This is a genomic window from Streptomyces sp. MBT53 (genome assembly GCF_016654115.1).
Taxonomy (GTDB): domain Bacteria; phylum Actinomycetota; class Actinomycetes; order Streptomycetales; family Streptomycetaceae; genus Streptomyces.
In genome coordinates, this window is the sequence record NZ_JAEQAZ010000030.1 from 16,822 (window position 1) to 42,789 (window position 25,968).

Consider the following 25,968-nt stretch of genomic DNA (forward strand, 5'->3'; position numbering starts at 1 on the left):
ATTGTGCGGGCAGAGCCCCGGTACGGATAGCGTCTGCACTATGTCTGATGCTGCGCAGCCCACCGCTGCCGAGGTACGCGCCGCCGCCGAGGCGGTCAAGACCGCGCTCGACCGCCACCTGGCCGCGGTCGAAGGCCGGTCGGGGGAGGACGACCCGGCCGTCTACGAGGCGTTCAACCAGCTCGCCGCTGCCGCCGAGGTCTATGACGAGCTGCTCTACGACCGTTATGACGAGGTCACGCCTTTCGAGATCCCCGGTACCGACGACTCCCTGCCGCCGTACACCGGCCCCGAGGAGCCGAACGCGGTGAGCGTGCTGATCCGTCGCGACTACGCCGTGGCGGAACCGCAGCGGCTGCTCGCGCAGGCGCAGCGGGTCGAGGCGGCGGTCGGCGACGGCACGGGCACGGAGGCCTCCGGCACGATCCACGGCGCGCTCGGCATTCTCTTCGACGAGTTCGAGGCCGACGAGATCGCCTCCCGGCCCAAGGAGTTCGGCCTTGAGGAGGGCGACTCCACGCTGTGGGTGACGGCGGCCGACGAAGCGGCCGAACCCGGCGCCTGGCTCGAGGCCCCCTTCGAGGGCGTCGACCCTCAGCGGGTGGTGTGCCGCTTCGACGTCAGCGCGGTCTTCGACGACGAGATCGACGACGAACTGGACGACATCGACGAGGTGGACGAACCCGGGGCGGAGATCGAGGACGGCATCGAGGACGAACTCGATCCCGACCTCGACGCGGATCTCGACGAGGACGAGGATCTGGAGGCGCTCGAAGCGGACCGCTGAGCCGCGCCTCGCCGACAGTGACGAACGACGACGACGGCGGCGGTCACGGAGGAAGCCCCTCCGTGACCACCGCCGTCGTCCGGTTCAGCTCCCTGCCGGGACCTGCGGTCGCAGCAGGACCGGCAACCGGGTCGTGCGCGGCTTGGCCGGGATCTCGGCCACAGCGCGGGGCAGTGCCTGGTCGACGCCGTGCACCACGGAGAGATGACGGTCCGCCCGGCTGAACGCCGTGTAGACCCAGGGCCGGCTGAGCGCCTGCGCCGCGTCCCCGGGCAGCACCACGACCACCGCGGGCCACCGCGCCCCCACCGCCTGATGCGCGGTCAGCGCCCACCCGTGCCGCACGGACTGCTCCACCCGCTCCTTCGGTACGACGACGGGTTCGCCCGCGCACGACAGGTGCAGCCCCTCGGCGTCGGCCTTCACCACCTGGCCGACGACGGTACGGCCCGGGGTGGGGGAGTAGGCGACCCGGTCACCGGGGTCGAAGCCGCCGAACCGGCCGGGGCCGGGGTTGAGCCGCTCCTTCAGCGCCACGTTGAGGGCGCGGGTGCCGGCCGCGCCGCCGTGGCCCGGAGTGATCACCGTGGTCTGTTCGGCGGGGACGCCGATCACGCGCGGCACCGAGTCGGCGACGAGCTGCACGGTCCGGTGCACGGCCTCGCCGGCATCCCGGACCGGCACGATCACGACCTCCTTGCCGGGGGCCTCCACCTGGTTCAGCTCGCCGATGCCGATGCCGGAGACCAGCTCGCCCACGGGACCGAGGTCGGGGCGGCGGGACACGACGTGGGGGCAGGCCCGCGCGGCGAGCAGATCGGCGAAGACCCGCCCGGGGCCCGCCGACCACAGCACCGCGGGGTCCCCGGCCAGCACCAGCCGGGCGCCGTCCGGCAGCGACTCGGTGAGCAACGCCGCCGTCTCGACGTCCAGTTGAGGCGCGTCGAGCACGACGAGGAGATCCAGGTCCAGGGCGCCGTCTGCGTCCCGCCCGGGGCCTTCGACACCGGCTGAGCCGGCCAACAACCCGGCGACGGTGGCCACTTGGGGTCCGTCACCGGGCGCGGCCCCAGCCGTCCCGCCGGACCGCGTCAGCAGCGCGGCGAACCGGTCCCGGCCCACCGGGCTGTACGCGGCGGCCCAGGCGCGGAGTCCGAAGCCCGCCGCCGTGTGCAGCAGCGCGGCCGGTTCTTCGAGGGACGCCTCCCCGCCGGTGTGCAGCACCAGGCCGTGCCCCGCGACCGCGCGGATCAGCTCGCCGGTGGACCCCTTGGCACCGCCGGCCCGCTCCCAGTCCGCCGCCGAACCGTCCTCCTTCGGCACGGAGTTGATCAGCTTGGCCAGTCCGTCGGCGAGGCTCTCCTCGGCGAGCGCGTACCGCTCCAGGCCGATCAGCACCCGGACCGGACGCTCCTCCTCCTCCGCCTCGTCGTCCGTGCGCTGCACCGGGACCGCGGGCTCGTCCAACGCGTCCTGGAACACCAGCACTTCGCCCTCCGCGATGGCGCTCTGCGTCGCCGCGTCGGGGTCGGGCACACCCTGCTTGGCCATCGCGGCAGTCAACGCCGAGGCCTCCAGGGCCGTATGCCCGGCCAGGGCCGCCTGCTCCAGGAGCCAGCCGGTGACCGACCGGCCCCGCCGCTCGTCGTCCGGCGCGCACTCGGCGCCGAGCAGCGCCCGCGCGAAACCGTCGGCCTGCTCGGGCCGTACCCCCGGGACGCGCAGCAACTGCCAGGGATCCTCGCGGAGTTGGTCGTCCGCACCCTCGCCGAGCGCCGCCGCGACCTGGGCCGCGAGCGACTCGGGCGCGCCGCCCTCGACCAGCACCTGCCGTACGGAGGCGACGGTCTCGCCGGCCGGGGCGCCGGGCTCGGCCGTGACGGGCTGCGGGCGCCGCACGGCTTCGGGGGTGGCGGGGCGGCGCGGGGCGGGCTCCGGCCCGGTGAACGCGGTGGCGACGGGCTTCTCGCCGCTCTCCACGGCCCGTACGGCCGCGAGCAGATCGGCGGCCGTACCGCTCAGCTTGGTCCCGGCCGCGATGGGCCCGGCCTTCTCCGCCTTCCGCCGCTCGATCCGCTCCCGCTCCAGCCGCTGCGCGAGCAACTCGGCGGCGGCTTCGGAGAGTTCGGGGGCGGCGGCAGCTTCGGCGGTGGCCTCACCGGCGGCTTCCGTGACCTCGGCGCCCTCGGCGCCCTCGGCGGTCGCTGCCTCGCCGGCGCCGGCGCCGGCGTCCGTGCTCTCGGCGTCCGTATCCGCGCCGTCGGCGGCCGAACTCTCCCCGGCCGGGCCCCCATCCGCGCCCCCGGGTCCCTCGCCGGCGTCCGTGCCGGTGCCCGTGTCCTCGGCGGCGTCCGCCACGGTGTCCCGCGTCGCCTCCGCGCCCTCGGCCGGCGAGGTCTCCGTGGTCTCCGGGTCCGTGCTCACAGCGTGCTCCAGTCGTGATCGGGATAGCGGTGCAGAGGCGCCGACACATCGTCGAGCGCTCGGCAGATCTCGTCAGGAAGACTAAGCGCCTCCACTGACAATGCGGCCGTGAGCTGCTGCGCGTTGCGCGCGCCGACGATCGGGGCGGCCACCCCGGGCCGGTCACGGACCCAGGCCAGGGCGATCTGAAGGGGTGTCACGGCGAGCCCGTCCGCGGCCGTGGTCACGGCGTCCACGATGCGGGTCGCCGTGTCGTCGAGGTAGGGCGCGACGAAGAGCCCCATGTGCTCCGAGGCGCCGCGCGAGTCGGCCGGTGTGCCGTGCCGGTACTTCCCGGTGAGCACCCCGCGCCCGAGCGGCGAGGAGGGCAGCAGCCCGATGCCCAGGTCCAGCGCGGCCGGCAGCACCTCGCGCTCCACGCCCCGCTGCAGCAGCGAGTACTCCAGCTGTGTGCTGGCCAGCCGTGTCCGCGAGCCCGGCGCCGCGAGCTGCCAGGTCGCCGCCTTGGCGAGCTGCCAGCCGCAGTAGTTGGAGACGCCCGCGTAGCGTGCCCGGCCGCTGCTGACCGCCAGGTCGAGGGCCTGGAGGGTCTCCTCGAGCGGGGTGAACGGGTCGAAGGCGTGGATGTGCCACAGGTCGACGTAGTCGGTGCCGAGCCGGGCCAGCGAGGCGTCCAGCGCGGCGAGCAGATGGCCGCGTGAGCCGTCGAAGCGGCGGTCGGGGTCGGGCACGCTCCCCGCCTTCGTCGAGATGACCAGGTCCCGGCGCGGCACGAGCCCTTCTATGAGCTGTCCGAGCAGGTACTCGGCCTCCCCGTCGCCATACACGTCCGCCGTGTCGACGAGGGTGCCGCCGGCCTCCCAGAACGCCTTCAAGAGGTCCGCGGCGTCATGCTCGTCGGTGTCGCGTCCCCACGTGAGGGTGCCGAGTCCGATCCGGGACACACGAAGGCCGGTACGGCCGAGATGCCTCTGCTCCATGAACGCCGAGATTACTGGCCTGAACCTGGCCTGTGGTTGCCTGTGGATAACCGATTTCCACGATGATCCACAGTCGGTCGCACGGCACGCTCCGTGACCACTCACCGGCACCCGTCCTGTCCGCCGGGACCACCTCGCGCTAGGGTCGGCACAACAGCGACGTTACTGACGGGTAAGGGGTCTGCCATGCAGCTCGGGATCAACCTCGGCTACTGGGGTGCCGGAATGGACGGCGACAATCTGGCCGTGGCCCAGGAGGCCGACCGCCTCGGCTACGCCGTGTGCTGGGCCGCCGAGGCCTACGGCTCCGACGCGGCCACGGTGCTCACCTGGGTCGCCGCGCAGACCGAGCGCATCGACGTCGGCTCGGCCATCTTCCAGATCCCGGCCCGCCAGCCCGCGATGACCGCGATGACCGCCGCGACCCTCGACTCCCTCTCCGGGGGCCGCTTCCGCCTCGGCATCGGCGTCTCGGGCCCGCAGGTCTCCGAGGGCTGGTACGGCGTCAAGTTCGACAAGCCCCTGGCACGCACGCGTGAGTACGTCGAGATCGTCCGCAAGGCCATGACCCGCGAGCGGCTGTCGTACGACGGCGAGCACTGGACGCTGCCGCTGCCCGGCGGCCCGGGCAAGCCGCTCAAGCTGACCGTGCACCCGCAGCGCGAGCACATTCCGCTGTACATCGCGGCGATCGGCCCGAAGAACCTGGAGCAGACCGGCGAGATCGCCGACGGCGCGCTGCTCATCTTCCCGTCCGCCGAGCACCTGGAGGACACCGCCGTACGGCACCTGCGGGCCGGGCGCGAGAAGGCGGGCAAGACCCTCGAAGGCTTCGACATCGTCCCGACGCTCCCGCTCGCCCTCGGCGAGGACAAGGACGTCGAGAAGCTCGCCGACACCTTCCGCCCGTACACCGCGCTCTACGTCGGCGGCATGGGCAGCCGGCAGCAGAACTTCTACAACAAGCAGGCTCAGCGCATGGGCTTCGAGGAGGCGGCCGCCGAGATCCAGGACAAGTACCTGGCCGGCGACAAGGACGGCGCCGCGGCCGCCATCCCGCACGACCTGATCGACAAGACGACGCTCCTGGGCTCCGTGGACCGCATCGCGGACCGGATGAAGGAGTACGCGGCGGCCGGTGTCACCACCCTGACGCTCGCCCCGGCGGGCTGGACCCTGGAGGAGCGGATCGCCGCCCTCCGCGCCGGAACCGACGCACTGGAGCGCGCGGGTCTCGCGTAACGCGGCCCTGCCGTACGGAAGTTTTCTACGGCCGTGGTGGGGGCTCGGGGGGTCTTCCCCGCCACGGCCGTCACGGGGAACAACGCGCGGCGGGCCGCGCGGTTACGCCCCCGGAGGGACATCCGCCGTCCTCCTTTTGGCGGAGTTGTCCGACACTGCTGTTGCAGCACCTCTGACGTCGCATTTGACTCGTTCTTTGCGGAATGCGGCGGAATCCTGCATGGAGGTGCCTTCAGATGCTTTCGGCCAAGAGCCTGTTCCAGGAGATCCTCGACGACGACGAGTCCTTCCGGCTGTTCTGCTCCATCGCGGCCGGCGGGGAGTCCCAGGGCGGCTGGGAGAACGGGCGCATCGCCGCCCTCGTCCCGCCGGCCGAGCGCGACCTCGCCCCCAAGATCAGCCGGCACGGCGCCGACGAGGACAAGCACGGGCGCATTTTCAACGCCCTCATGAAGAAGCGTGGCCTCGAACCCGTTCCGGTGCCCTCGGACACCGACTACACGATGCTCCTGGAGCGGCACGGCATCGGTCTCCCGCACGAGAAGCTCAAGGGCGACCAGTCGCTCACCGTCCAGGACATCGTCGTCTACCTCGCCCACAGCCGGGTCACCGAACAGCGCGCCTCCGAGCAGATGGACCTGCTGCGCAGGCACTTCGCGGACCATCCCGACCTGGGCCGCGCGGTGCGGATGATCTCGCACGACGAGGACAACCATCTCGCGTACTGCCACGAGGAGTTGCTGCGCTTCGCGGCCGCGGGACACGGCCGCGCGATCCAGCGGACGCTGCGCGAGTGCGCGCTCGCCGAGATCCGCATCTACCGGGACGTGAGTCTCGCCGTGATGGCCCACATGGGACGCGTCCTCGGCTGGCCGCGGGCCAAGTCGGCGGTGCTCGCCGCGGGCATCCACGCCGTGTACGCGTACGAACGGCTCGGCGGCTGGCGGCGGATGGTGTCCCTGAGGATGCCGGAACGACGCGACGCCCTCGGCGGACCGGCGACCACGGCCCCCGAATTCGCGTGAGAACTACAGCCAGCCGCGCCGCTTGAACGTCCGGTACAACAGCACCTCCAGGGCGACCATCAGCAGGATCACCGCCGGATACCCCCACAGCCAGTGCAGTTCCGGCATGTGGTCGAAGTTCATGCCGTAGACGCCCGCGATCATCGTGGGGACCGCGGCCATGGCCGCCCACCCGGAGATCTTCCGCATGTCGTCGTTCTGCCGGACGCCGGTCTGCGCGAGATGCGCCGCCAGGACGTCCGAGACCAGCCGGTCCAGGCCCTCCACGGACTCGTTGACCTTCATCAGGTGGTCGTTCACGTCCCGGAAGAACGGCCGCGCCTTGTCGTGCACGAACCGCACCCGGTCCCCGGCGAGACCGGCGCCCGCGAGCCGGGACAGCGGCTGCGCGAGCGGTCCGGTGGCCCGGCGGAACTCCAGGATCTGCCGCTTGAAGGCGTAGATCCGCGACGCCGTGGTCCGCGAGCCGCCGCCGGTCGGCGAGAACACCGCCGCCTCCAGCTCCTCCAGGTCGGTCCCCAACTCGCCCGCGACGTCCACGTAGTGGTCGACCACGGCGTCGGCGATCGAGTACAGCACCGCCGTAGGACCGTGCCGCAGCATCTCCGGCTCCTCCTCGAGGCGGTGCCGTACGGCCGCCAGGGGGGCCTCCTCGCCGTGCCGGACGGTCACCACGAAGGAGTCGCCCACGAAGACCATGACCTCGCCGGAGGTGACCACGTCGCTGTCCGCCTCGTAGCCCACCGGCTTGAGGACCATGAACAGCGAGTCGTCGTAGACCTCCAGTTTGGGCCGCTGATGCGCGGTCAGGGCGTCCTCGACGGCCAGTGGGTGCAGCGCGAACTCCTGGGTGACCTTGTCGAACTCGTCCTCCGTGGGCTCGTAGAGGCCGATCCAGACGAACGCGTCACCCACCCGACGGCAGTGGTCCAGGCCGTCCGAGAAGTCGCCGGGCCCCTCGGTCCGGCGCCCGTCGCGGTAGATGGCGTAGTCGACGATCACGGTGCGTATTCTCCCGCCGCCCGGCCGAAAACGCACCCTGGGGTACGCCTACCCTTGGCCGCATGCCCACGTTGATCCTTGTCCGGCACGGACGTTCGACCGCCAACACCGGGGGAGTGCTCGCCGGCTGGACGCCCGGTGTCGCCCTCGACGAGCGGGGCAACGCCCAGGCCGCCGCACTCCCGGGACGGCTCGCCGCGCTGCCGATCGCCGAGGTGGTCGCCAGCCCGCTGCAGCGCTGCCAGGAGACCCTCCAGCCCCTCCTGGACGCCCGCCCCGACCTGCGGCTGCACACCGAGGAGCGGATCGGGGAGTGCCACTACGGCGACTGGTCCGGGCGCAAGCTCGCCGAGCTGTCGGGCGAGCCCCTGATGGAGGTCGTACAGGCGCATCCCTCGGCAGCCGCGTTCCCCGGCGGCGAGTCGATGCGGGCGATGCAGACCCGCGCGGCCGAGGCCGTACGCGAGTGGAACGCGCGCGTGGAGCGCGATCACGGCGCCGACGCCGTCTACCTGATGTGCTCGCACGGCGACATCATCAAGTCCCTCGTCGCGGACGCACTCGGACTTCATCTCGACCTCTTCCAGCGGATCTCCGTGGAACCGTGTTCCATCACCGCGATCCGTTACACCCGTCTCAGGCCCTTTCTCGTACGGCTCGGGGACACCGGCGATCTCGCCTCCCTGGCGCCGCGCGAGGAGCCCCCGGGCGACGAGGCCACGGTCGGGGGCGGCGCGGGCGCACCGTGATCGTCGGCCGCAGTAGGGTGAAGCGGTCGCAGTAGCGCCGCACTTGTCAGCAGTCGATTCCAATGGAGACAGGACGTGTCCCGTCAGGTGTTCCTCTACGACCCGCCGGACCGCTTCGTAGCCGGTACGGTCGGTCTGCCCGGGCGCCGTACGTTCTTCCTCCAGGCCGCCGCCGGTCCTCGGGTGACCAGCGTGGCCCTGGAGAAGACGCAGGTCGCCGCGCTCGCCGAGCGCATGGACGAGCTTCTGGACGAGGTCGTACGGCGCAGCGGCGGCAGCGCGGCCGTCCCGGCCGTCACCCCCACCGAGATCTCCGACACCCGCCCGCTGGAGACCCCCGTCGAGGAGGAGTTCCGCGTCGGGACCATGGCGCTCGCCTGGGACGGCGAGGAACAGCGCATGATCGTCGAGGCGCAGGCCCTCGTGGAGCTCGACGCGGAGTCCGAGGAGGACCTCGCCGAGGCCGAGGAGCGACTGCTCCAGGACGAGGAGAACGGACCCCCGATGCTGCGGGTCCGCCTCACCGGCGCCCAGGCCCGCGCCTTCGCCAAGCGGGCCCTCGACGTCGTCAACGCCGGCCGTCCGCCCTGCCCGTTGTGCAGCCTCCCGCTCGACCCGGAAGGACACGTATGTCCGCGCCAGAACGGATACCGCCGCGGAGCGTGACCACGGCCGAGCTGCTCGCCAAGGGTGAGCTGAAGGTACGCGGACGCATCCGCGAGGCGTCGAACGCGGTGCTGTTCTGCTCCGTGACGTACGAGGGCCGTGAGGCGTCCTGCGTCTACAAACCGGTCGCCGGGGAGCGCCCCCTGTGGGACTTCCCGGACGGCAACCTGGCCCGGCGCGAGGTCGCCGCCTACGAGGTCTCCGAGGCGACCGGCTGGGGGCTCGTGCCGACCACCGTGCTGCGCGACGGGCCGTACGGCGAGGGCATGTGCCAGCTGTGGATCGAGGCGGCGGCCGAGTCGGAGTTGCTGGCCCTGGTCGACGCCGAGGAGCCCGAGGCGGGCTGGAAGGCCATCGGGTTCGCCGAGGTCGGCGAGGGGAAGACCGCCCTCCTGGTGCACGCCGACGACGAGCGGCTGCGCCGGCTCGCCGTCCTCGACGCCGTCATCAACAACGCCGACCGCAAGGGCGGCCATCTGCTGCCCGCCGACGAGGGCCGCCTCTACGGCATCGACCACGGAGTCACCTTCAACGCCGAGAACAAGCTGCGCACCCTCCTGTGGGGCTGGGCGGGCGAGTCCCTCACCCCGGAGTCGATCGAGGTCCTCCAGGGGCTCAGAGAGGCGCTCAGGGACGGTGGCGGCCTGGCCGGGAAGCTCGCCGAGCTGATCACCGCCGTCGAACTCGACGCCACGCGCGCGCGGGTCGACGCGCTGCTCGCGGCCGGAAAGCATCCCGAGCCGAGCGGGGAGTGGCCGGCCATTCCGTGGCCGCCGGTGTAGGAGCACGGCGATCACGGGCGCGCAAGAGGGCCTGATCGGCCGTCCGCCCTGGTCCGGTTCGTATGCGAAACACCTGTCCGGTTACGCTCATGACATGTATGCCTGGCCCGCTTCTGAGGTCCCCGCCCTGCCCGGCAAGGGCCGCGACCTCCGGATCCACGACACCGCGACCGGCGGTCTGGTCACCCCTGACACCGGTCCCGTCGCCCGTCTCTACGTATGCGGCATCACGCCGTACGACGCCACCCACATGGGGCACGCGGCGACCTACAACGCGTTCGACCTCGTGCAGCGCGTGTGGCTCGACACCAAGCGCCAGGTCCACTACGTCCAGAACGTGACCGACGTCGACGACCCGCTCCTGGAGCGCGCGGTGCGCGACGGCGTCGACTGGGTCGCCCTCGCCGAGAAGGAGACGGCGCTCTTCCGCGAGGACATGACCGCCCTGCGCATGCTGCCCCCGCAGCACTACATCGGCGCGGTCGAGGCGATACCCGGCATCGTGCCGCTCGTCGAGCGCCTCAGGGAGGCCGGTGCCGCCTACGAACTCGAGGGCGACATCTACTTCTCGGTCGGTTCCGACCCGAACTTCGGCAAGGTGTCGAACCTCGACGCCGCCGCGATGCGCCTGCTGTCCGCCGAGCGCGGCGGCGACCCGGACCGCCCGGGCAAGAAGAACCCGCTCGACCCGATCCTGTGGCTCGCCGCCCGCGAGGGCGAACCCAGCTGGGACGGCGGCTCGTTGGGCGCCGGCCGCCCCGGCTGGCACATCGAGTGCGTGGCCATCGCCCTGGACCACCTCGGCATGGGCTTCGACGTCCAGGGCGGCGGCTCCGACCTCGCCTTCCCGCACCACGAGATGGGCGCCTCGCACGCCCAGGTGCTGACCGGCGAGTTCCCCATGGCGAAGGCGTACGTCCACGCCGGCATGGTCGCCCTGGACGGCGAGAAGATGTCGAAGTCCAAGGGCAACCTGGTCTTCGTCTCGGCGCTGCGCCGCGAGGGCGTCGACCCGGCCGCGATCCGGCTGGCGCTGCTCGCCCACCACTACCGCGCCGACTGGGAGTGGACCGACGGGGTGCTCGCGGACGCGGTCGCCCGGCTCGGCCGCTGGCGTGCCGCCGTCTCCCGGCCCGACGGCCCCTCCGCCCTGAAGCTCGTCGAGGAGATGCGCGAAGCCCTCGCGAACGACCTCGACGCCCCCGCCGCGCTCGCCGCGGTCGACCGCTGGGCCGCCGTTCAGCGCGACCGGGGCGGCAGCGACGAGGGCGCCCCCGGCGTCGTGTCCCGCGCGGTGGACGCCCTGTTGGGCGTGGCCCTCTAGCAACGGCGGACAGAACAGGGGCGGTTCCTCCCGGATGGGAGGAACCGCCCCTGTTTCACGCCCTGTTGACCTGCAGAATCACTCCTCGGAGGAGTCCTCGTCGTCGGCCTCGGGTCCGGTGTCGGGCCCGGTCCCGGGCTCCGTCTCCGGCTTCGCGGGCCTCGTCGGCTTCGGACGGCCGGCACTGGGGTTGTCCCGCAGATACGACGCGCTGTCGCTGCCGTCCGCCGTGGCATGCCCGCCCGGCGGCGGACTGCCCCCGCCGTCCCTGCGCCGCAGATAGCGCTCGAACTCGCGGGCGATCGCCTCGCCCGACGCCTCCGGCAGCTCCGCGGTGTCGCGGGCCTCCTCCAGCGTCTGGACGTACTCGGCGACCTCGCTGTCCTCGGCGGCCAGTTGGTCCACGCCGACCTGCCAGGCGCGCGCGTCCTCGGGCAGTTCGCCCAGCGGGATGCGCACGTCGATCAGGTCTTCCAGGCGGTTCAGCAGCGCCAGGGTGGCCTTCGGGTTGGGCGGCTGCGACACGTAGTGCGGCACCGCCGCCCACAGCGACACGGCCGGGACGCCCGCGTGCGTGCACGCCTCCTGGAGGATGCCGACGATCCCGGTGGGACCCTCGTACTTGGTCTCCTCCAGGTCCATGCGCTGCGCCAGGTCCGCGTCGGACGTGGTCCCGCTGATCGGCACCGGACGGGTGTGCGGGGTGTCACCGAGCAGCGCGCCCAGGATCACCACCAGCTCCACGCCCAGCTCGTGCGCGAAGCCCAGCAGCTCGTTGCAGAACGAGCGCCAGCGCATCGACGGTTCGATGCCTCGGACGAGTACGAGATCACGCGGCTTCTCACCGCCGACCCGGACCACCGAGAGGCGGGTCGTGGGCCAAGTGATCTTTCGCACACCGGAATCCATCCACACCGTGGGCCGGTTCACCTGGAAGTCGTAGTAGTCCTCGGCGTCCAGGGCCGCGAACACCTCGCCCTTCCACTCCCTGTCCAGATGCGCGACCGCGGTGGAGGCGGCGTCGCCGGCGTCGTTCCAGCCCTCGAACGCGGCCACCATCACTGGGTCGATCAGCTCGGGAACCCCCTCCAGCTCGATCACCCAGCGCCTCCTTCCGATCTGCCCTCGCGTACGCCCCAACCTTACGGCGTCCGACGGGGGCGCCCGCAGCCCCCTTGCACGGGGGAGTGACCCCATGCCTGCCCCGTCCGAGCCGGTCGAACACACAAGATCGCCACCCGGTGCGGACCTGGACCGGCCGGTCACTCCTCCGATGGATCAGCGGACCCACTCACTCGTTCACAGAGTCGAACGCAGCCACTGCTCCACGCTCGCGATGTGCACGGTCGCCCACGAGCGTGCCGCCTCCGCGTCCCGGTCGCGCAGCGCGCCCAGGATCGCCCGGTGCTCGTGCAGGGTCCGGCTGACCGCGTCCTCCTGGGTCAGCCCGCGCCAGATCCTGGCCCGCGTGGTGGGGCCCGACAGACCGTCGAGCAGCGAGCAGAGCACCGAGTTGCCGGAACTCTGCACGATGCCCCGGTGGAACTCCAGGTCACAGGCGACCAGTTCCTCCACCGAGGGAGCACCGCCCAGCGCGTCCAACTGAAGGGTGAGCGCGTCGAGTTGCTGCTCGCTGATCCGCAGCGCCGCCATCCCGGTGGCGGCGGGTTCCAGAATCCGCCGTACGGCCAGGAATTCGAGGACCGTGTCGTCGCGGTGGAAGTCCACGACGAAACTCAGCGCCTCCAGCAGGAGTTGAGGATCCAGACTCGTGACGTACGTGCCGTCGCCCTGCCGCACATCCAGGATGCGGATCAGCGACAGCGCGCGCACGGCCTCCCGCAGGGAGTTGCGGGACAGGCCGAGTTCGGCGGCGAGTTCGCTCTCCTTGGGCAGCCGATCGCCGGGACGCAGCGCGCCGGAGACGATCATTCCCTTGATTTTCTCGATCGCCTCATCGGTCACTGCCATGACCGACCTCCCTGTTGCTCAGACATCCGATGTATCAGGCACATTATGGGGGTTCAGTGGGCTGAACGGGAGGGAAATCCACAGCTCAGGCAAGTGATTCGAGCTCCGCGATCACGGCTTCCTCGTCCAGCGTGGCCAGTGTCCGGTTCCGCATCAGCACCCGGCCGTCCACCACCGTGTCCCGCACGTCCGCCGAGTGCGCCGCGTACGCGAGCGTCGACCAGGGGTCGTGCAGCGGCCGCAGATGCGGACCGCCCAGGTCGAGCACGATCAGATCGGCCCGCTTGCCGACCTCCAGGGACCCCAGGTGCTCCCCCAGCCCCAGCGCCCGCGCGCCCTCGATCGTCGCCATCCGCACGGCCTGCTCGGCCCCGACCGCCGTCGGATCACCGCCCGCCTTGTGCACCAACGCCGCCTGTCGTACGGCGCCCAGCAGGTCCAGCGTGTTGGAGCTGACGGCCCCGTCCGTGCCGAGCCCGACGGTGACCCCCGCGCTGAGCAGCCGCGGCACCGGCGCGATCCCGCAGCCCAACTTCAGGTTCGACACCGGACAGTGGGCCACCGACGTGCCCGTGCGGGCCAGCGCCGCGATCTCCGGGCCGGTCAGGTCCACGGCGTGCGCGAGCAGCAGATCGGGACCGAGCAGCCCGAGCGAGTCGAGCAACTCCACAGGCCGCTTGCCGTACTTGACCTCGACGGTCGCGACCTCGGTCGGGTTCTCCGCCGCGTGGATGTGCAGCAGCGCCCCGAACTCCCGTGCCAGGGCGGCGATGTCGACCAGCTGGTCGGGGGAGAGGGTGTAGGTCGAGTGCGCGAACAGGATCGGCCGCCGACCGGGGCGTGCCGCACCCCGCGCCGCCAAGTCCCTTCGCGCCCAGTCGAGTCGGTCCTCGTACGGCATACCGTCCGGCGGCTCCGGTACGTCCATGAAGGTCGGCCCCGAGTGCAGCCGCCAGCCGGCCTCACGGGCCGCCTGCTCGGCCGCCTCGTGGAACCAGTACATGTCGAGCGCCGAGGTCACCCCGGCGCGCACGCTCTCGGCCACCGCGAGCCGCACCGCCGCCGCCACGTTCTTCGGCGCCAGCAGCTCGGCCTCCCACTTCAACACCCGCTCCAGGAAGCCCTGGAGAGTGACGTCGTCGGCGCGACCGCGCAGCAGCGTCATCGCGAGGTGGGTGTGCGTGTTGATGAGTCCGGGCAGGACGAGACAGCCCGAGGCGTCGATCGACTCCGCAGCAGTGAAGCGTGCTTTCAGCTCCTCGGCGGGTCCTACGGCGACGATCTCGCCCTCGTGGACGGCAACTGCCCCGTCCTGTACGACAGTTCCGGCCTCGTCGACGGTCAGGACATCCCCGCCGTGCACCAACAGGTCGATGCTCACGCCTCGTTCCCTTCCGCCAGCAGTCGCAGCGCCTCCAGCGAGACCACCGCACCGCGTTCGACACCGGCCGCGACGACGTCCCGGTGCGGGTCGTACCCACCGGTGGCGTCCGCGTCGACGAGCTCATCGGCGTTGGCACCGTCGATGACCAGGACCCCGCCCGCGACCAGACCCCGCAGCGAGGCGGTGACCAGCAGCGCCGACAGTTCCATCTCGATCGCCGCGAGCCCCGCGCCGTCGTAGGAGAAGAGAGGAATGAGACCGGGCTGGAAGGCCGCTCGGGTCCACACGATCCCCCGGTGGTGCGGGGCGCCGGTCTCGCGGGCCGCGCGCTGGAGGGCGAGGACCGCCTCGGGGGCGGCGACCGCCGGGTACTCCGGCGGGAGCATCTGCTGCGTGACACCGTCGTCGCGTACGGCCGCCTCCGCGATGACGAGGTCGCCGTCGCCGATACCGGGTTTCATCGCGCCGGCCGTGCCGAAGCGCAGGAAGGTGCGGACCCCCGCGTCCGCCAGCTCCTGGAACAGCAGGATCGCGCCGGGACCGCCCACCCCGTGCGAGGCGACGGTGACCGGCAGGCCCTTCCAACTCCCGCTGAACACACGGTATTCGCGGTGGTACGACACCTCCTCGGCGCCGTCGAGCAGCGCGGCCACGGCGGCGGCACGCGCCGGGTCGCCGACGACCACCGCGTGCGCCGGGAGTCCGGTGCGCGGAATGCGGGTGATGGGCAGTAGATCCTGCGTCATGTAGTGGCTCCGGAAGGGGAGTTGGCGGTACGGCGACGGCGACGGGCCGTCGAGAGGAAGAGGGCGACGAGCGTCACGACGTAGGGCGCGGCATCGGTGGCTTGCTGCGGCAGGCCGACGCCCTGGAGTCGGAAGCCGGCGGCCTCGGCGAGACCGAAGAGCAGCGCCGCGAGCAGTACGCCGACGGGTGCCGCGCGGCCGAGCATCACCGCGACGACGGCGATCCAGCCCCGGCCGGCCGTCATGTTCTCGGAGAACAACGTGACGTTGCCGAGCGCGAGTTGGGCCCCCGCGAGCCCGCACAGCACACCGGAGATCAGCACCGCCGCGTACTTGTACTTCGCCGGGCTCACCCCCAGCGTGGCCGCCGCGTCCGGTGCCTCGCCGACCCCGCGCAGCCGCAGTCCCCACACATGGCGGGACAGCATCACCGCGGCCACCGCGACCGCGACGAACGCCAGATACGCGAGCGGGGTGAAGCCACCGACCACCGGCAGCCCGGCGAGTGACGGATCGTCGAAAGTGCCCTGCACACCGAAGACCGTACGCAACAGGAAGCTGGTCAGGCCAACTGCCAGGAGATTCATGGCGATTCCGAGCACGACCGCGTCCCCGCGCAGAGTCACCGCGCCGACGGCGAGGATGAGGGAGTACGCGGCTGCCGCGAGGGCGGCGGCGAGGACGCCGAGCCAGGCACTGCCCGTGAACCAACTCGTGGCCACCGACGTGAAGCAGCCCATCAGCATCATGCCTTCGAGGCCGATGTTGAAGACCCCCGCCCGCTCGCACAGGGCACCGCCGAGCGCGGCCAGCAGGATCGGGGTCAGCGCGCGCAGCGCCGACATCAGGAGATCGGAGTCGAAGAACATCACGCGGCCCCGCTTTCCTGAGTACGCCTGCTGAACCACTTGGTGGGGAAGCGGAGTCGGGCCGCGAGGAACACGATCACGATGGCCTGGAGGACTTGAGTCAGTTCGCGTGGCACCTCGGTCGTGCGCTCCATCGCCAGGCCGCCGACCGCGAGGACGGCGAAGAAGAAGGAGGCGACGACCGTGCCGAGCGGGGCCGCGGCTGCCAACAGGGCCGCCGTAAGTCCCGTCCAGGTGTAGCCGGGTGCCGTGAGCGAGCCGTCGACGAAGCGGTACGGGAAGCTCAATACCCCTATGGCGCCCACGAGTCCGGCCAGGGCGCCGGACACGGACATCAACTTGAGGGTCAGGCCCCGGCGTTCGACGCCCGCGTAGGCGGCGAAACGGGAGTTGAGGCCCGTCATGCGGATCTCGTAGCCGAAGGCCGTGCGCTTGTCCGTGAACCAGTACCCGGCCGCCGCGAGGACGACAAGGATCAGCCCGACGGTGACCGTCGAGTCGCCGAACGCGGGCAGCGCGACACCGTCCGGCATCGCGCGGGTCTGGGGGAGGCTGGAGCCGGGTTCCTTGAGCGGGTAGCGCGCCAGGTAGGAGGCGAGCGAGACCGCCGGGTAGCTCAGCAGCAGGCTGCTGACCAGGAGCGGGACGCCGAGGCGGTTCTCGCACAGGGCGGCGAGGGCGGCGTACGCGGCGCCCACGGCCATGCCCGCGAGCAGCGCCAGTACGACGGTCAGGGGCGCCGGCAGCGGGGAGTAGAGGCCGGTCACGGCCGCCGTGATGCCGCCGAGGACCATCTGTCCGTCGCCGCCGAGGTTGATCAGCCCGGCCCGCAGCGGGATCGCCAGCGCGAGGGCCATGCCGAGCACGCTGGTGCCGGTGCTCAGCGTGGAGCCGATGCCGTCCGCGCCGAGCGAGCCGGTGAGGACCGCGCTGTAGGCGCTGAGCGGGTCCGCGCCGGTACCGACCAGGAACAGCGCGCCGATGACCAGGCCCGCGAGCACGGAGAAGGTGATGGGGGAGCGCAACACCCCTGATATGCGCGGCATTTGAGTGTGTGCCATGTCAGTCGACGGCCTCCGTCGGCGCCACGGTCCCGCCCGCCATGGCGAGCCCGAGCGCGCGTTCGTCGGCCTCGTCCTTCGTGTACGTCGCCGTGACCCGGCCCTCGTACATCACGAGGACCCGGTCCGCGAGGCCCCGGATCTCGCTCAGTTCGGCGGAGACGAGGAGGACGGCGTGACCGGCGTCGCGGTAGGCGACGATCTGGTCGTGGATGTTCTGGATGGCGCCGATGTCGACCCCGCGCGTGGGCTGCTCGACGAGCAACAGCGGTGCCTCATGGGCGAGTTCGCGGCCGATCAGCAGCTTCTGCAGATTGCCGCCGGACAGCGCGGAGGCGGGCACCTCGGGGGTGGCCGCCTTGATGCCGAAGCGCTCGATGAGCCGCCCGGCGTGGGCGCGTACGGACGCGGGCGGCAGAAGTCCCTTTGCGGAGAGGGACGTTCGGTGGTGGCCCATCGCGAGGTTGTCGGCGACGGTGGCCGCCGGTGCCGTACCGACCGCGTGCCGGTCCTCGGGTACGTAGGCGAGGCCTTGCGCGCGGCGCTCGGTGGCGGAGGCGTGGGTGATGTCCCGCCCCTTGAGACGCACCTGTCCGGAAGCGACGGGCCGTAGCCCGGCCAGGGCCTCGATCAGCTCGCTCTGGCCGTTGCCCGCGACGCCCGCGATGCCGACGATCTCCCCGGCGTGGACAGTGAGTCCCACATCGTGGACGGAGTCCGTGGTGAGGTCTCTCACGTCCAGGACCACGTCACCGGGTGTGCCGGGCGCGTGCACGCGGTCCAGCTCGACCGCGCGGCCGGTCATCGCGGCGGCGATCTCGTCGGCGGAGGTGTCCGCGGTGACCAGGCGGGCGACCACCCGGCCGTCCCGCAGCACGGTCACGTTGTCGCTGCCTTCGAGGACTTCGCGCAGCTTGTGGGTGACAAGGATCACCGTACGGCCCTGCGCGGCCAGCGACTTGAGGACCGTGAACAGGGTGTCCGCCTCGGCGGGGGTCAGTACCGCGGTCGGCTCGTCGAGGATGAGGGTGCGGGCGCCCCGGTGCAGCAGCTTCAGGATCTCCACGCGCTGGCGCAGGCCGACCGGCAACTCCCCGACCCGGGCGTCCGGATCGACGGCGAGGCCGTGCTCCTCGGCCAGTTCACGCACCCGGCGGCGGGCCGCGGCCCGGTCCACCAGGCCGAAGCGGCGCGGTTCGGCGGCGTAGACGACGTTCTCGGCGACCGTCAGCGAGTCGAACAGCTTGAAGCTCTGGTGGACCATGCCGAGCCCGGCGGCCATCGCGGCGCTCGGGTCGCCGAACGTGACCTCGCGGCCGTCGATCCGGATGGAGCCCGTGTCGGCGCGCTCCATGCCGTAGAGGATCGACATGAGGGTGGACTTGCCGGCGCCGTTCTCGCCCATGAGGGCGTGGATCTCGCCGCGTTCGACGGACAGGTCGACGTTGTCGTTGGCGAGCGTGCCGGGGAAGCGCTTGGTGATTCCCCGGAGCTCGACGGCTGGGTCAACTGGCGGCCGGGTCATCGACCTTGAGCTCTCCGGAGACGATCTGGTCGCGCAGCGCCTTGACCTTCGCGAGGACGTCCTTGTGCTGGGCGATCACGCACTTCGACGAGTCGACGCCCGCCTCAAGACCGGTGAGGCTGATGCCGCCCTCCTTCAGTCCGTACGACACCGTGGTCCCGGTCTTGCCCGCGAGGACCTGCTCGACGCCCTTCTCCACGGCGACGTCCGTCTTCTTGATCACGTTGTCGACGACCGTGCCGGGCGAGGAGACGCACTGGTTGACGTCGACGCCGTACGCGAACGCGCCCTTGGCCTTCGCGGCCTCGAACACGCCGTAGTTGCCGGCCGCGGCGGCCGCCATGATCTGGTCGGTGCCCTTGGAGAGCAGGGAGTTGGCCTGTTCCTTGGCGCGCGCCGAGTCGTCGAACGGGGACTGGCCGCCGACGAAGCGCGTCGACGCGGAGGTCTTCGCGGCGACCTTCTTGGCACCGGCCGCGAACGGGTCGCTGTAGCGGCGGAACTGGGGCGTGTCGAGCACGTCGACCGCGCCGACCTTGCCGCTCTTGCTCAGCAGCCCGGCCTCGGCGCCCGCGAGATAGACACCCTCGTGCTCGCGGAAGACGGCGCAGGTGACGTTCGCGAACGTCTTCGTCGTGCACGCGTCGATCATCAGGAACTGCTGCTTGGGGTGCGCCTTGGCCTGCTGCGCCACGATGTCCGCGAACTCGAAGCCGACCAGCACGATCACGTTCGGGCTCGCGTCCACGGCGGCCTGCACGTTCTGCTGCTGGGACGCGGTGTCCGTCGACTCGTAGACCTTCTCGGTCCCGTCGTGCGTCTTCGCGGCGGCCTTCACCCCGGTGACGGCGAGCTTCAGGAACTCGTTCTGACCGACCGCGTCCGGCGTGACCAGCGTGAACGACTTCCCGCTGCTGCCGCTCGCGCTGTCCGAGGCGTCGGTCTTCGCGGCGGCGTTACAGGCGGTGGCGGCGGTGACCATGAGCGTGGTGGCGGCGACGAGCTGCAGGGTGCGACGTGATCTGCGGAGCATGGGGACCTTCCGGGGTACGGCAAGGCGCGCTCCGGCGGGAGCGCGTGCGACCAGATGGTGAGACGGGGAGACGAGGGGTGGACGCGAGAGGGACAGGTCAGCGTCGACAGCAGTCGCTCGCACAGCGGCCGTGATCGAGGAAACGGCGCATCGTCAACAGCACGCGTCCTCCTTCGTCTCGGCCTTCGGGCTGCGGGTGCTGGACTTTAACATTCGTTTTGAGACACCTGCTCGACTGTCTCGAACTGTGGTTCTTCGAGGTCATGTACGGTGTCCGACACCATCGGAACAGCAGGAGTGTCCCGTTATGCCCCAGGAATTGCGCGCGGTCGACTGGACCGGCAGCGGCCTCGCGCTCATCGACCAGACCCTGCTTCCGCACCGCCATGAGACGGTGACTGTCCACGATGTGGACACGCTGGTCGACGCGATCCAGCGTCTCGTCGTGCGCGGGGCACCCGCGATCGGGGCGGCCGGCGCGTACGGCGTCGCGCTCGCGATCATCGAGGGCGAGCGGGAGGGCTGGACCGAGGCGGAGGTGCGCGCGGCCGTCGCCCGCGTCCGCGAGGCCCGGCCCACCGCGGTCAACCTGATGGTGTGTGTGGACCGGGTCATGTCCCGCTTCGCCGAGGGCCTCGACGCGGTCCTCGAAGAGGCTGACGCCGTCCAGCAGGAGGACGTCGCGGCCAACCGCGCGATAGGTGCGTTCGGCGCGGACTGGCTGGTCCAACGCGTGGGCGTGGAGCGGCCGTTGAGGCTTCTGACGCACTGCAACACCGGCGCGCTGGCCACCGCCGGCTGGGGCACCGCACTCGGCGTCATCCGCGAACTGCACGCACGTGGGCTGGTGGAGGTCGTCTACGCCGACGAGACCCGCCCCCTCCTCCAGGGATCCCGCCTGACCGCCTGGGAGTTGGTCCAGGAAGGCATCCCGCACTACGTCCAGGTCGACGGCGCCGCGGCCGGAACCATCCTGCGCGGCGAGGTCGACGCGGCCATCGTCGGCGCCGACCGCATCGCCGCCAACGGCGACACCGCGAACAAGGTCGGCACGGTCGGCGTCGCCCTGGCCTGTGCGGACGCCGGCATCCCGTTCCTGGTGGCGGCCCCGACCACCACGGTCGACCTGGCCACCAAGACCGGCGACGAGATCCACATCGAACTCCGGGGCGAGGCCGAGGTGTTGGAGTGGGCGGGGGTACGGACCGCGCCCGCCGAGTCGCGCGGCCACAACCCCGCGTTCGACGTCACACCGGGCCGCTTGGTGACGGGACTGGTCACGGAGCGGGGCGTGTTGGAGGTCTCGGCGGGTCAACTGCCGGGCGACCGCCTTAAGTAGCGAAAGGGGACCTCTGAGCTTCAGAGGTCCCCTTTCTCTCTCGGATCAGCGCTGGGTGAGCTCCAACTCCAGCAGCCACTCCACCACTTCGGTGTGATGCCGAGCCTGGCGCGCATCCGCCCCCCACACGTACAACCCGTGCCCGGCCACCACCACGGCCGGCATCCTCGGGTCCCGGGCCGCCTCCAGGCGGTCCCCGAGCACCTTCATGTCCTGGCTGTTGGCGATGACCGGCAGGGTCACCTCGACGTCGTGCGCGGGCTGACCGACGCCCTTGAGCATCTCGACGTCCTTGAACACGATCCCGCCCGGTTCACGCCGTCCCATCGCGACGGACGCCACCGTGTGCACGTGGACAACCGCACCGGCACCGGTCAACGCGGCGACACGGGCGTGCAGTTCGGCCTCGGCGGACGGCTTCCCACCCCGGACGGCGGCGCCGTTCCCGTCCACCAACACCACATCCGCGGGCGTCAGTTCACCCTTGTCGTGCCCACTCGCCGTCACAGCAAGCCGCAACGGATCCCGGCCCAGCACCACGGACAGGTTCCCGGAGGTACCCCGCATCCAGCCGAACGAGGCGAACCGGGCGGACTCGGCGGCGAGTCGAGCCCCCGCCTCCTTCAGGTCGAGGTCACTGATCTCGCTGGTCACGTGGTGCTCCTTGAACTGGTGATGCCGATCTCGTCGAACGCCCCCGCCTGCGCGTGGTCGCCGACGCCTTGCTCGAAGTACGGCTCTCCCGGCCGCCGTACACCCACCGCGTGCCAGCCCGCGGCCACGGCCGCGTCCAGCTCGCCGGGCCGGTCGGAGAGGAAGAGCAGCCGGGACGGCTCGACACCGGTCGCCGCCGCGATACGGCGGTACGACTCCGGCTCCTGCTTGGGGCCGGCGTTCTCCGTGTCGTAGAGGCCGGAGACGAGGGGGAGGAGGTCGCCCTCGGGGCTGGACGTGAACCACGCCCGCTGTGCCGCCACCGAGCCGGACGAGTAGACGTACAGCCGCAGGCCCGCCGAGTGCCAGGCGCGCAGGGCCGGTACGACGTCGTCGTAGAAGTGCGAGACGAGGTCGCCGCGGGCGAAGCCCTCGGACCAGATGATGCCCTGGAGGGTCTTGAGGGGCGTGGCCTTGCGGTCCTCGTCGAGCCAGGTGTTGAGGGTCTTCTCGATCTGTACGGCGTCGGCGTCCGGGGTGTCCGTCAGCTCGCGGACCTGCGCGATCGCCCGGGACACGGCAGGGTCGTCGGCCCGCTCGGTGAGCAGGTCGGCGAAGCGCGAGCGCGAGTACGGGTACAGCACGTCGACGACGAAGCCCGTGGCGCTCGTGGTGCCCTCGATGTCGAGCACCACGGCGTCCACGGTGAACCGCAAGCTCACGCGGCGGCCTTGTCCTGCTGGTAGCCCGCGTCGATCGTGTCGTAGTCGGGGAAGCGCGAGGCGATGGTCGAGCCGGTGAAGTTGCCGACCCAGCCGTCCTCCTCGTGGAAGAAGCGGATCGCGGTGAAGGCGGGCTTGGTGCCCATGTCGAACCAGTGGGTGGTGCCGCGCGGCACGCCCAGCAGGTCGCCCTTCTCGCAGTAGACGGCGTGCACTTCGCCGTTCACGTGCAGGTAGAAGATGCCGGAGCCGGAGACGAAGAAGCGGACCTCGTCATCGTCGTCGTGCGTGTGCTCCTGGAGGAACTTCGCGCGGGCGCCGGCCGCCTTCGCCGGGTACTCCGGGTCGTCACTGGGGTGCAGACCGAGGACGTCGACGGTGGTGAAGCCCTCCTCGGCGTTCAGCTTGTCGATCTCCGGGCCGTACGCGGCGAAGACGGTGTCGCTGTCCGCGTCGGCCGGGACGTCCTCACGGATCGGCCACTGCTCGTAGCGCACACCGAGGGGCGCGAGCGCGGCGGCGATCTCGACGGGGTCGGCGGTGCGGCGCACCAGGTTCTCGGGACCGGACTCGGGCCAGGTGGTGAGCAGGGTCATGGGAACAACTCCGAAAAAGTGGGCGTGATGTCCGGATACCGAGACGGACACCGGACCGGTGGGGGGCGGAAAGCGGCTGCTGCGCGGCCCGTTGTACTGCGTCGGGACCGGTTATGTGATGGTAACCGCCGCCGGTGAACAGGTCTGATGTGACGTAGTCGTTGTCTCACCAGCTGAGAAACCGCTTCCATCCCTTTGACCAATGGCTGAAAACATTCTCATGATCTCCCTATGAAGACGCTGCTGCTCGTGCGGCGGCTGTACGTGGACTTGCTCCGGTCGACCACAGCCAGCTGTCGCTGACCACATCCGGAGCCCCGCGAGCCTTTCGTGCCGCGGTCCACCACCCGTTCGCGGTGGCTGATTCCTTTTCCCACGCTCCGGGACACGCACGCCCGTCCTTCACCCCTTCTGCACCACCTTGCACCTGGAGCCCCTCATGTCCCGCACCCGTGTCCCCCTCGCCGCGCTCTCGCTGGCCTCCGCCTCGGCCCTCCTCCTCGCGGGCTGCTCCCAGTCCGGCGACGCGTCGAAGAACACCGCCGACACCGCCGCCTCGGCCTCGGCCGCCACGGGCAAGAAGCCGGCCCCCTTCAGCAAGGGCACGGTCAAGATCGCCCTCGTACGGCAGAGCGGCGCCGGCGACTACTTCGAGCAGTGGGGCAACGGCGCCAAGGCGCAGGCCAAGGCCCTCGGCGTCGACCTGACCGTGTACGACGCCCAGGCCGACAACGCCAAGCAGGCCACCGACCTGTCCTCCGCCATCAACTCCGGCGCGCAGGCGATCATCATCGACCACGGCTTCCCGTCGACGATCCAGCCCGAGATCGACCAGGCGGTGAAGAAGGGCATCAAGGTCGTCGTCTACGACGTCGACCAGACCAACAAGTCCGTGATCAGCACCGAGCAGGACGACGCCAGCATGGCGCAGGCCGTCCTCGACGTGATGGCCAAGACGGTCGGCAAGAACGCCAAGGTCGGCTACGTCAACGTCGCCGGCTACGCGGCGCTCGACAAGCGCAACACCGTCTGGGCGAAGGAAGTTGCCGCCCAGGGCTGGAAGCAGCAGTTCAAGGTCGGCAAGGTCACCGACTCCACGGCCACCGACAACGTTCCCCTGGTCTCCGCCGCGCTCACCCAGCACTCCGACGTGGTGGGCGTGTTCGCCCCCTACGACGAGCTGGCCAAGGGCACCGTCCTCGCCGTCCAGAACAAGAAGCTGCAGAGCAAGGTGAAGGTCTTCGGCGCGGACGTCTCCAACGCCGACATCCAGAACATGACCGCCGCGAACAGCCCGTGGGTCGCCACCGCCGGCACCGACCCGTCCGCCGTCGGCGCGGCCGTGGTCCGTACGGCGGCACTGGAGTTGGCCGGTCAGCTGAACAAGACCTCGGTCGACTTCCCGGCCGTCGCCATCACCCAGGACTTCCTGCGCAAGAACAAGATCGAGAACATGGACCAGCTCCGCGCGGCCTTGCCCGCCCTGAACCTCTCCAAGGTGAGCACCGCCGACTGGATCCCCAATGTCGCCCACTGACACGGCAGTTGACGTCGCGGACGCCGGTGTGGCGGTCGGTCTCCGCGACGTCAGCATGGCCTTCGGCGGCAAGACGGTGCTGGCCTCCGTCTCGCTCGACATCGCACCGGGCAGCGTGGTCGCGCTGCTCGGTGCGAACGGCGCCGGAAAGTCCACGCTGATCAAGATCCTGTCGGGCGTGCACACGGACCACGGCGGGGAGGTGCGGGTCGCCGGGGAACCCGCAGCTCTCCAGTCCCCGTCCGCCGCCCGGCAGTTGGGCATCCAGACCGTCCACCAGCGGATCGGTGAGGGCATCGTGCCCGGCCTCTCCGTCGCCGAGAACCTGGTCTTCGAGGAGCTGGCCCAGCGCCGCGGAAACCCGTTCCTCAACGGCCGCCGCGTGCTGGCCCGCGCCCGCGAGATCCAGGCCGCGCTGGAACTCGACTGGAGCGACGCCGTGTTGCGCCGCGATGTCACCGAACTCGGCATCTCCGACCGCCAGTTGCTCATCCTGGCCCGCGCGCTGGCCACCCGCCCCCGGCTGCTCATCCTCGACGAACCGACCTCCGCCCTCTCCGCCGCCGAGGCGCAGCGGCTCTTCGCCCTCGTCGAGAAGATGCGCGACGACGGCATCGCGGTCCTCTATGTCTCCCACCGTCTCGGCGAGATCGACGCCCTCGCCGACCGCCTGGTCGTACTGCGAGACGGCCGTCTCACCGAGGACCAGGTCAAGCCCTTCGACTGGGACAGCGCCCTGCGCGCGATGCTCGCCCAGGCCCACGAGGTGACAACGGCCCGCCCGCAGCACTCCGGCGAGCACGGGAACGCCGTCCTCGCCCTGCACGGCGTCCACCTCTTCGAGGGACGGGCACCGCTGGACCTCGACCTCCGTGCCGGTGAAGTCACCGGTGTCGTAGGCCTGTTGGGCGCGGGCAAGACAGAACTCGCCCGCGGCCTGTTCGGCGCCGAGCCCTTCACCACCGGCACGGTCACGCTCGACGGCAAGCCGTATGCGCCCCGCCGCCCGGCCGACGCGATCCGCGCCGGCGTCCACCTCGTGCCCGAGGACCGGCACGCCGACGCGCTCGTCCCCGGCTGGTCGGTGGCGCAGAACATCTCGCTGCCGTTCCTCAAGTCCCTCTCCCGGGGCGGACTCGTGAACACGGGCAAGGAGGACGCCCTCGGCCGCGAGACCATCGACGCCCTCGGGGTCGTCGCCCGCGACGAGCACAGCACGGTCGAGGAACTCTCCGGCGGCAACCAGCAGAAGGTCGTCGTCGGCCGCTGGCTCGCGCACACCCCTCGTGTCCTCATCCTGGACGAGCCCTTCCGAGGCGTGGACATCGGCGCGCGGCGCGACATCGGCCGCCGGGCGCGGGCGCTGGCCGCGGAGGGTGCGGCCGTACTCGTGCTGTCGGCCGACGTCGACGAGGTGCTCGAGATCGCCGACCGGGTCGTAGTGCTGGCGGCCGGTGAGGTCCACCTCGACGCCTACGGCGAAGACGCGGAACGCGACCGCGTGATCCAGACCATCTCGGCGTCCGTGTGACCCCGGCCCACTCAGGAAG

24 protein-coding genes are annotated in these 25,968 nt (G+C 71.2%); 10 read left to right on the forward strand and 14 right to left on the reverse strand.

Features of this window, described 5'->3' with window-relative positions; translation table 11 throughout:
- Window positions 1–40: 40 nt before the first annotated feature.
- The gene (locus JHN45_RS13855) at window positions 41–787 is read left to right on the forward strand and encodes a hypothetical protein (protein WP_200709352.1); all 747 of its coding nucleotides are present in this window, start codon (window positions 41–43) and stop codon (window positions 785–787) included.
- Window positions 788–871: 84 nt separating this feature from the next.
- On the opposite strand, the gene JHN45_RS13860 is transcribed toward JHN45_RS13855, so the two are convergent.
- Window positions 872–3,211 carry a helix-hairpin-helix domain-containing protein gene (locus JHN45_RS13860; protein ID WP_201049174.1) on the reverse strand — a complete coding sequence of 780 codons (2,340 nt, stop codon included), beginning with the start codon at window positions 3,209–3,211 and terminating at the stop codon, window positions 872–874.
- Window positions 3,208–4,191, reverse strand: a complete 984-nt coding sequence (locus JHN45_RS13865) for an aldo/keto reductase (protein ID WP_200709354.1) — start codon at window positions 4,189–4,191, stop codon at window positions 3,208–3,210. Before JHN45_RS13865 ends, JHN45_RS13860 begins: the two co-directional genes overlap by 4 nt.
- 186 nt (window positions 4,192–4,377) lie before the next feature.
- On the opposite strand from JHN45_RS13865, the gene JHN45_RS13870 reads away from it, so the two are divergent.
- Both JHN45_RS13870 and JHN45_RS13875 read left to right on the forward strand, forming a co-directional pair.
- A complete protein-coding gene (locus tag JHN45_RS13870; protein ID WP_201049175.1) occupies window positions 4,378–5,433 on the forward strand; it encodes an LLM class F420-dependent oxidoreductase in 1,056 nt (351 codons plus the stop codon).
- Between the two features lie 236 nt (window positions 5,434–5,669).
- Window positions 5,670–6,458, forward strand: coding sequence for a ferritin-like domain-containing protein (locus JHN45_RS13875; protein WP_201049176.1), 789 nt, complete (start codon window positions 5,670–5,672; stop codon window positions 6,456–6,458).
- A gap of 3 nt (window positions 6,459–6,461) precedes the next feature.
- Here JHN45_RS13875 and corA read toward each other — a convergent pair whose 3' ends face one another.
- Window positions 6,462–7,460 carry a magnesium/cobalt transporter CorA gene (gene corA, locus JHN45_RS13880; protein WP_200709357.1) on the reverse strand — a complete coding sequence of 333 codons (999 nt, stop codon included), beginning with the start codon at window positions 7,458–7,460 and terminating at the stop codon, window positions 6,462–6,464.
- Between the two features lie 62 nt (window positions 7,461–7,522).
- Between corA and JHN45_RS13885 the strand changes: the two genes are divergently transcribed.
- From JHN45_RS13885 to mshC, 4 genes are all read left to right on the forward strand, one after another.
- On the forward strand, window positions 7,523–8,209 hold the full coding sequence (locus JHN45_RS13885; protein ID WP_200709358.1) for a histidine phosphatase family protein: 687 nt from the start codon (window positions 7,523–7,525) through the stop codon (window positions 8,207–8,209).
- 75 nt (window positions 8,210–8,284) lie between these two features.
- Entirely contained in the window at window positions 8,285–8,875 is a 591-nt protein-coding gene (locus tag JHN45_RS13890) for a DUF3090 domain-containing protein (protein WP_019066074.1), read from the forward strand.
- Window positions 8,839–9,657 carry an SCO1664 family protein gene (locus JHN45_RS13895; protein ID WP_200709359.1) on the forward strand — a complete coding sequence of 273 codons (819 nt, stop codon included), beginning with the start codon at window positions 8,839–8,841 and terminating at the stop codon, window positions 9,655–9,657. Before JHN45_RS13890 ends, JHN45_RS13895 begins: the two co-directional genes overlap by 37 nt.
- 94 nt (window positions 9,658–9,751) lie before the next feature.
- On the forward strand, window positions 9,752–10,981 hold the full coding sequence (mshC, locus tag JHN45_RS13900; protein WP_201049177.1) for a cysteine--1-D-myo-inosityl 2-amino-2-deoxy-alpha-D-glucopyranoside ligase: 1,230 nt from the start codon (window positions 9,752–9,754) through the stop codon (window positions 10,979–10,981).
- Window positions 10,982–11,059: 78 nt separating this feature from the next.
- Here the strand turns inward: mshC and JHN45_RS13905 are convergent, their stop codons facing one another.
- The 8 genes from JHN45_RS13905 to JHN45_RS13940 all read right to left on the reverse strand — a co-directional run bounded on the left by JHN45_RS13905 (window position 11,060) and on the right by JHN45_RS13940 (window position 19,570).
- Complete coding sequence (locus tag JHN45_RS13905; protein ID WP_201049178.1) at window positions 11,060–12,082, reverse strand: PAC2 family protein; 1,023 nt, start codon at window positions 12,080–12,082, stop codon at window positions 11,060–11,062.
- Window positions 12,083–12,280: 198 nt separating this feature from the next.
- Complete coding sequence (locus JHN45_RS13910; RefSeq protein ID WP_019066078.1) at window positions 12,281–12,952, reverse strand: FadR/GntR family transcriptional regulator; 672 nt, start codon at window positions 12,950–12,952, stop codon at window positions 12,281–12,283.
- An 85-nt stretch (window positions 12,953–13,037) separates the two neighbouring features.
- A complete protein-coding gene (locus JHN45_RS13915) occupies window positions 13,038–14,333 on the reverse strand; it encodes an amidohydrolase (RefSeq protein WP_201049179.1) in 1,296 nt (431 codons plus the stop codon).
- Window positions 14,330–15,082 (reverse strand): nucleoside phosphorylase, encoded by a 753-nt coding sequence (locus JHN45_RS13920; protein ID WP_201049180.1) that lies wholly within the window; start codon window positions 15,080–15,082, stop codon window positions 14,330–14,332. The genes JHN45_RS13915 and JHN45_RS13920 overlap by 4 nt, the downstream gene beginning before the upstream one ends.
- On the reverse strand, window positions 15,079–15,951 hold the full coding sequence (locus JHN45_RS13925; protein WP_201049193.1) for an ABC transporter permease: 873 nt from the start codon (window positions 15,949–15,951) through the stop codon (window positions 15,079–15,081). The genes JHN45_RS13920 and JHN45_RS13925 overlap by 4 nt, the downstream gene beginning before the upstream one ends.
- Complete coding sequence (locus JHN45_RS13930; RefSeq protein WP_200709382.1) at window positions 15,951–16,997, reverse strand: ABC transporter permease; 1,047 nt, start codon at window positions 16,995–16,997, stop codon at window positions 15,951–15,953. The genes JHN45_RS13925 and JHN45_RS13930 overlap by 1 nt, the downstream gene beginning before the upstream one ends.
- Window positions 16,998–17,013: 16 nt before the next feature.
- Window positions 17,014–18,537, reverse strand: a complete 1,524-nt coding sequence (locus JHN45_RS13935; RefSeq protein WP_201049181.1) for an ABC transporter ATP-binding protein — start codon at window positions 18,535–18,537, stop codon at window positions 17,014–17,016.
- A complete protein-coding gene (locus JHN45_RS13940) occupies window positions 18,518–19,570 on the reverse strand; it encodes a BMP family ABC transporter substrate-binding protein (protein ID WP_200709365.1) in 1,053 nt (350 codons plus the stop codon). Before JHN45_RS13940 ends, JHN45_RS13935 begins: the two co-directional genes overlap by 20 nt.
- 307 nt (window positions 19,571–19,877) lie before the next feature.
- Here JHN45_RS13940 and mtnA point away from each other — a divergent pair, with 307 nt between their 5' ends.
- Window positions 19,878–20,909 carry an S-methyl-5-thioribose-1-phosphate isomerase gene (mtnA, locus tag JHN45_RS13945; RefSeq protein WP_200709366.1) on the forward strand — a complete coding sequence of 344 codons (1,032 nt, stop codon included), beginning with the start codon at window positions 19,878–19,880 and terminating at the stop codon, window positions 20,907–20,909.
- Window positions 20,910–20,954: 45 nt separating this feature from the next.
- Here the strand turns inward: mtnA and mtnB are convergent, their stop codons facing one another.
- From mtnB to JHN45_RS13960, 3 genes are read right to left on the reverse strand one after another with little or no spacing between them, the layout of a single operon-like run.
- Complete coding sequence (gene mtnB, locus JHN45_RS13950; protein WP_200709367.1) at window positions 20,955–21,563, reverse strand: methylthioribulose 1-phosphate dehydratase; 609 nt, start codon at window positions 21,561–21,563, stop codon at window positions 20,955–20,957.
- Window positions 21,560–22,285, reverse strand: coding sequence for an acireductone synthase (gene mtnC, locus JHN45_RS13955; RefSeq protein ID WP_201049182.1), 726 nt, complete (start codon window positions 22,283–22,285; stop codon window positions 21,560–21,562). The genes mtnB and mtnC overlap by 4 nt, the downstream gene beginning before the upstream one ends.
- Window positions 22,282–22,881 carry an acireductone dioxygenase gene (locus tag JHN45_RS13960; protein WP_093624766.1) on the reverse strand — a complete coding sequence of 200 codons (600 nt, stop codon included), beginning with the start codon at window positions 22,879–22,881 and terminating at the stop codon, window positions 22,282–22,284. The genes mtnC and JHN45_RS13960 overlap by 4 nt, the downstream gene beginning before the upstream one ends.
- 439 nt (window positions 22,882–23,320) lie before the next feature.
- On the opposite strand from JHN45_RS13960, the gene JHN45_RS13965 reads away from it, so the two are divergent.
- Window positions 23,321–24,418 carry a substrate-binding domain-containing protein gene (locus JHN45_RS13965; RefSeq protein ID WP_201049183.1) on the forward strand — a complete coding sequence of 366 codons (1,098 nt, stop codon included), beginning with the start codon at window positions 23,321–23,323 and terminating at the stop codon, window positions 24,416–24,418.
- Window positions 24,405–25,949, forward strand: coding sequence for a sugar ABC transporter ATP-binding protein (locus JHN45_RS13970; RefSeq protein WP_201049184.1), 1,545 nt, complete (start codon window positions 24,405–24,407; stop codon window positions 25,947–25,949). The genes JHN45_RS13965 and JHN45_RS13970 overlap by 14 nt, the downstream gene beginning before the upstream one ends.
- Window positions 25,950–25,968: the final 19 nt, after the last annotated feature.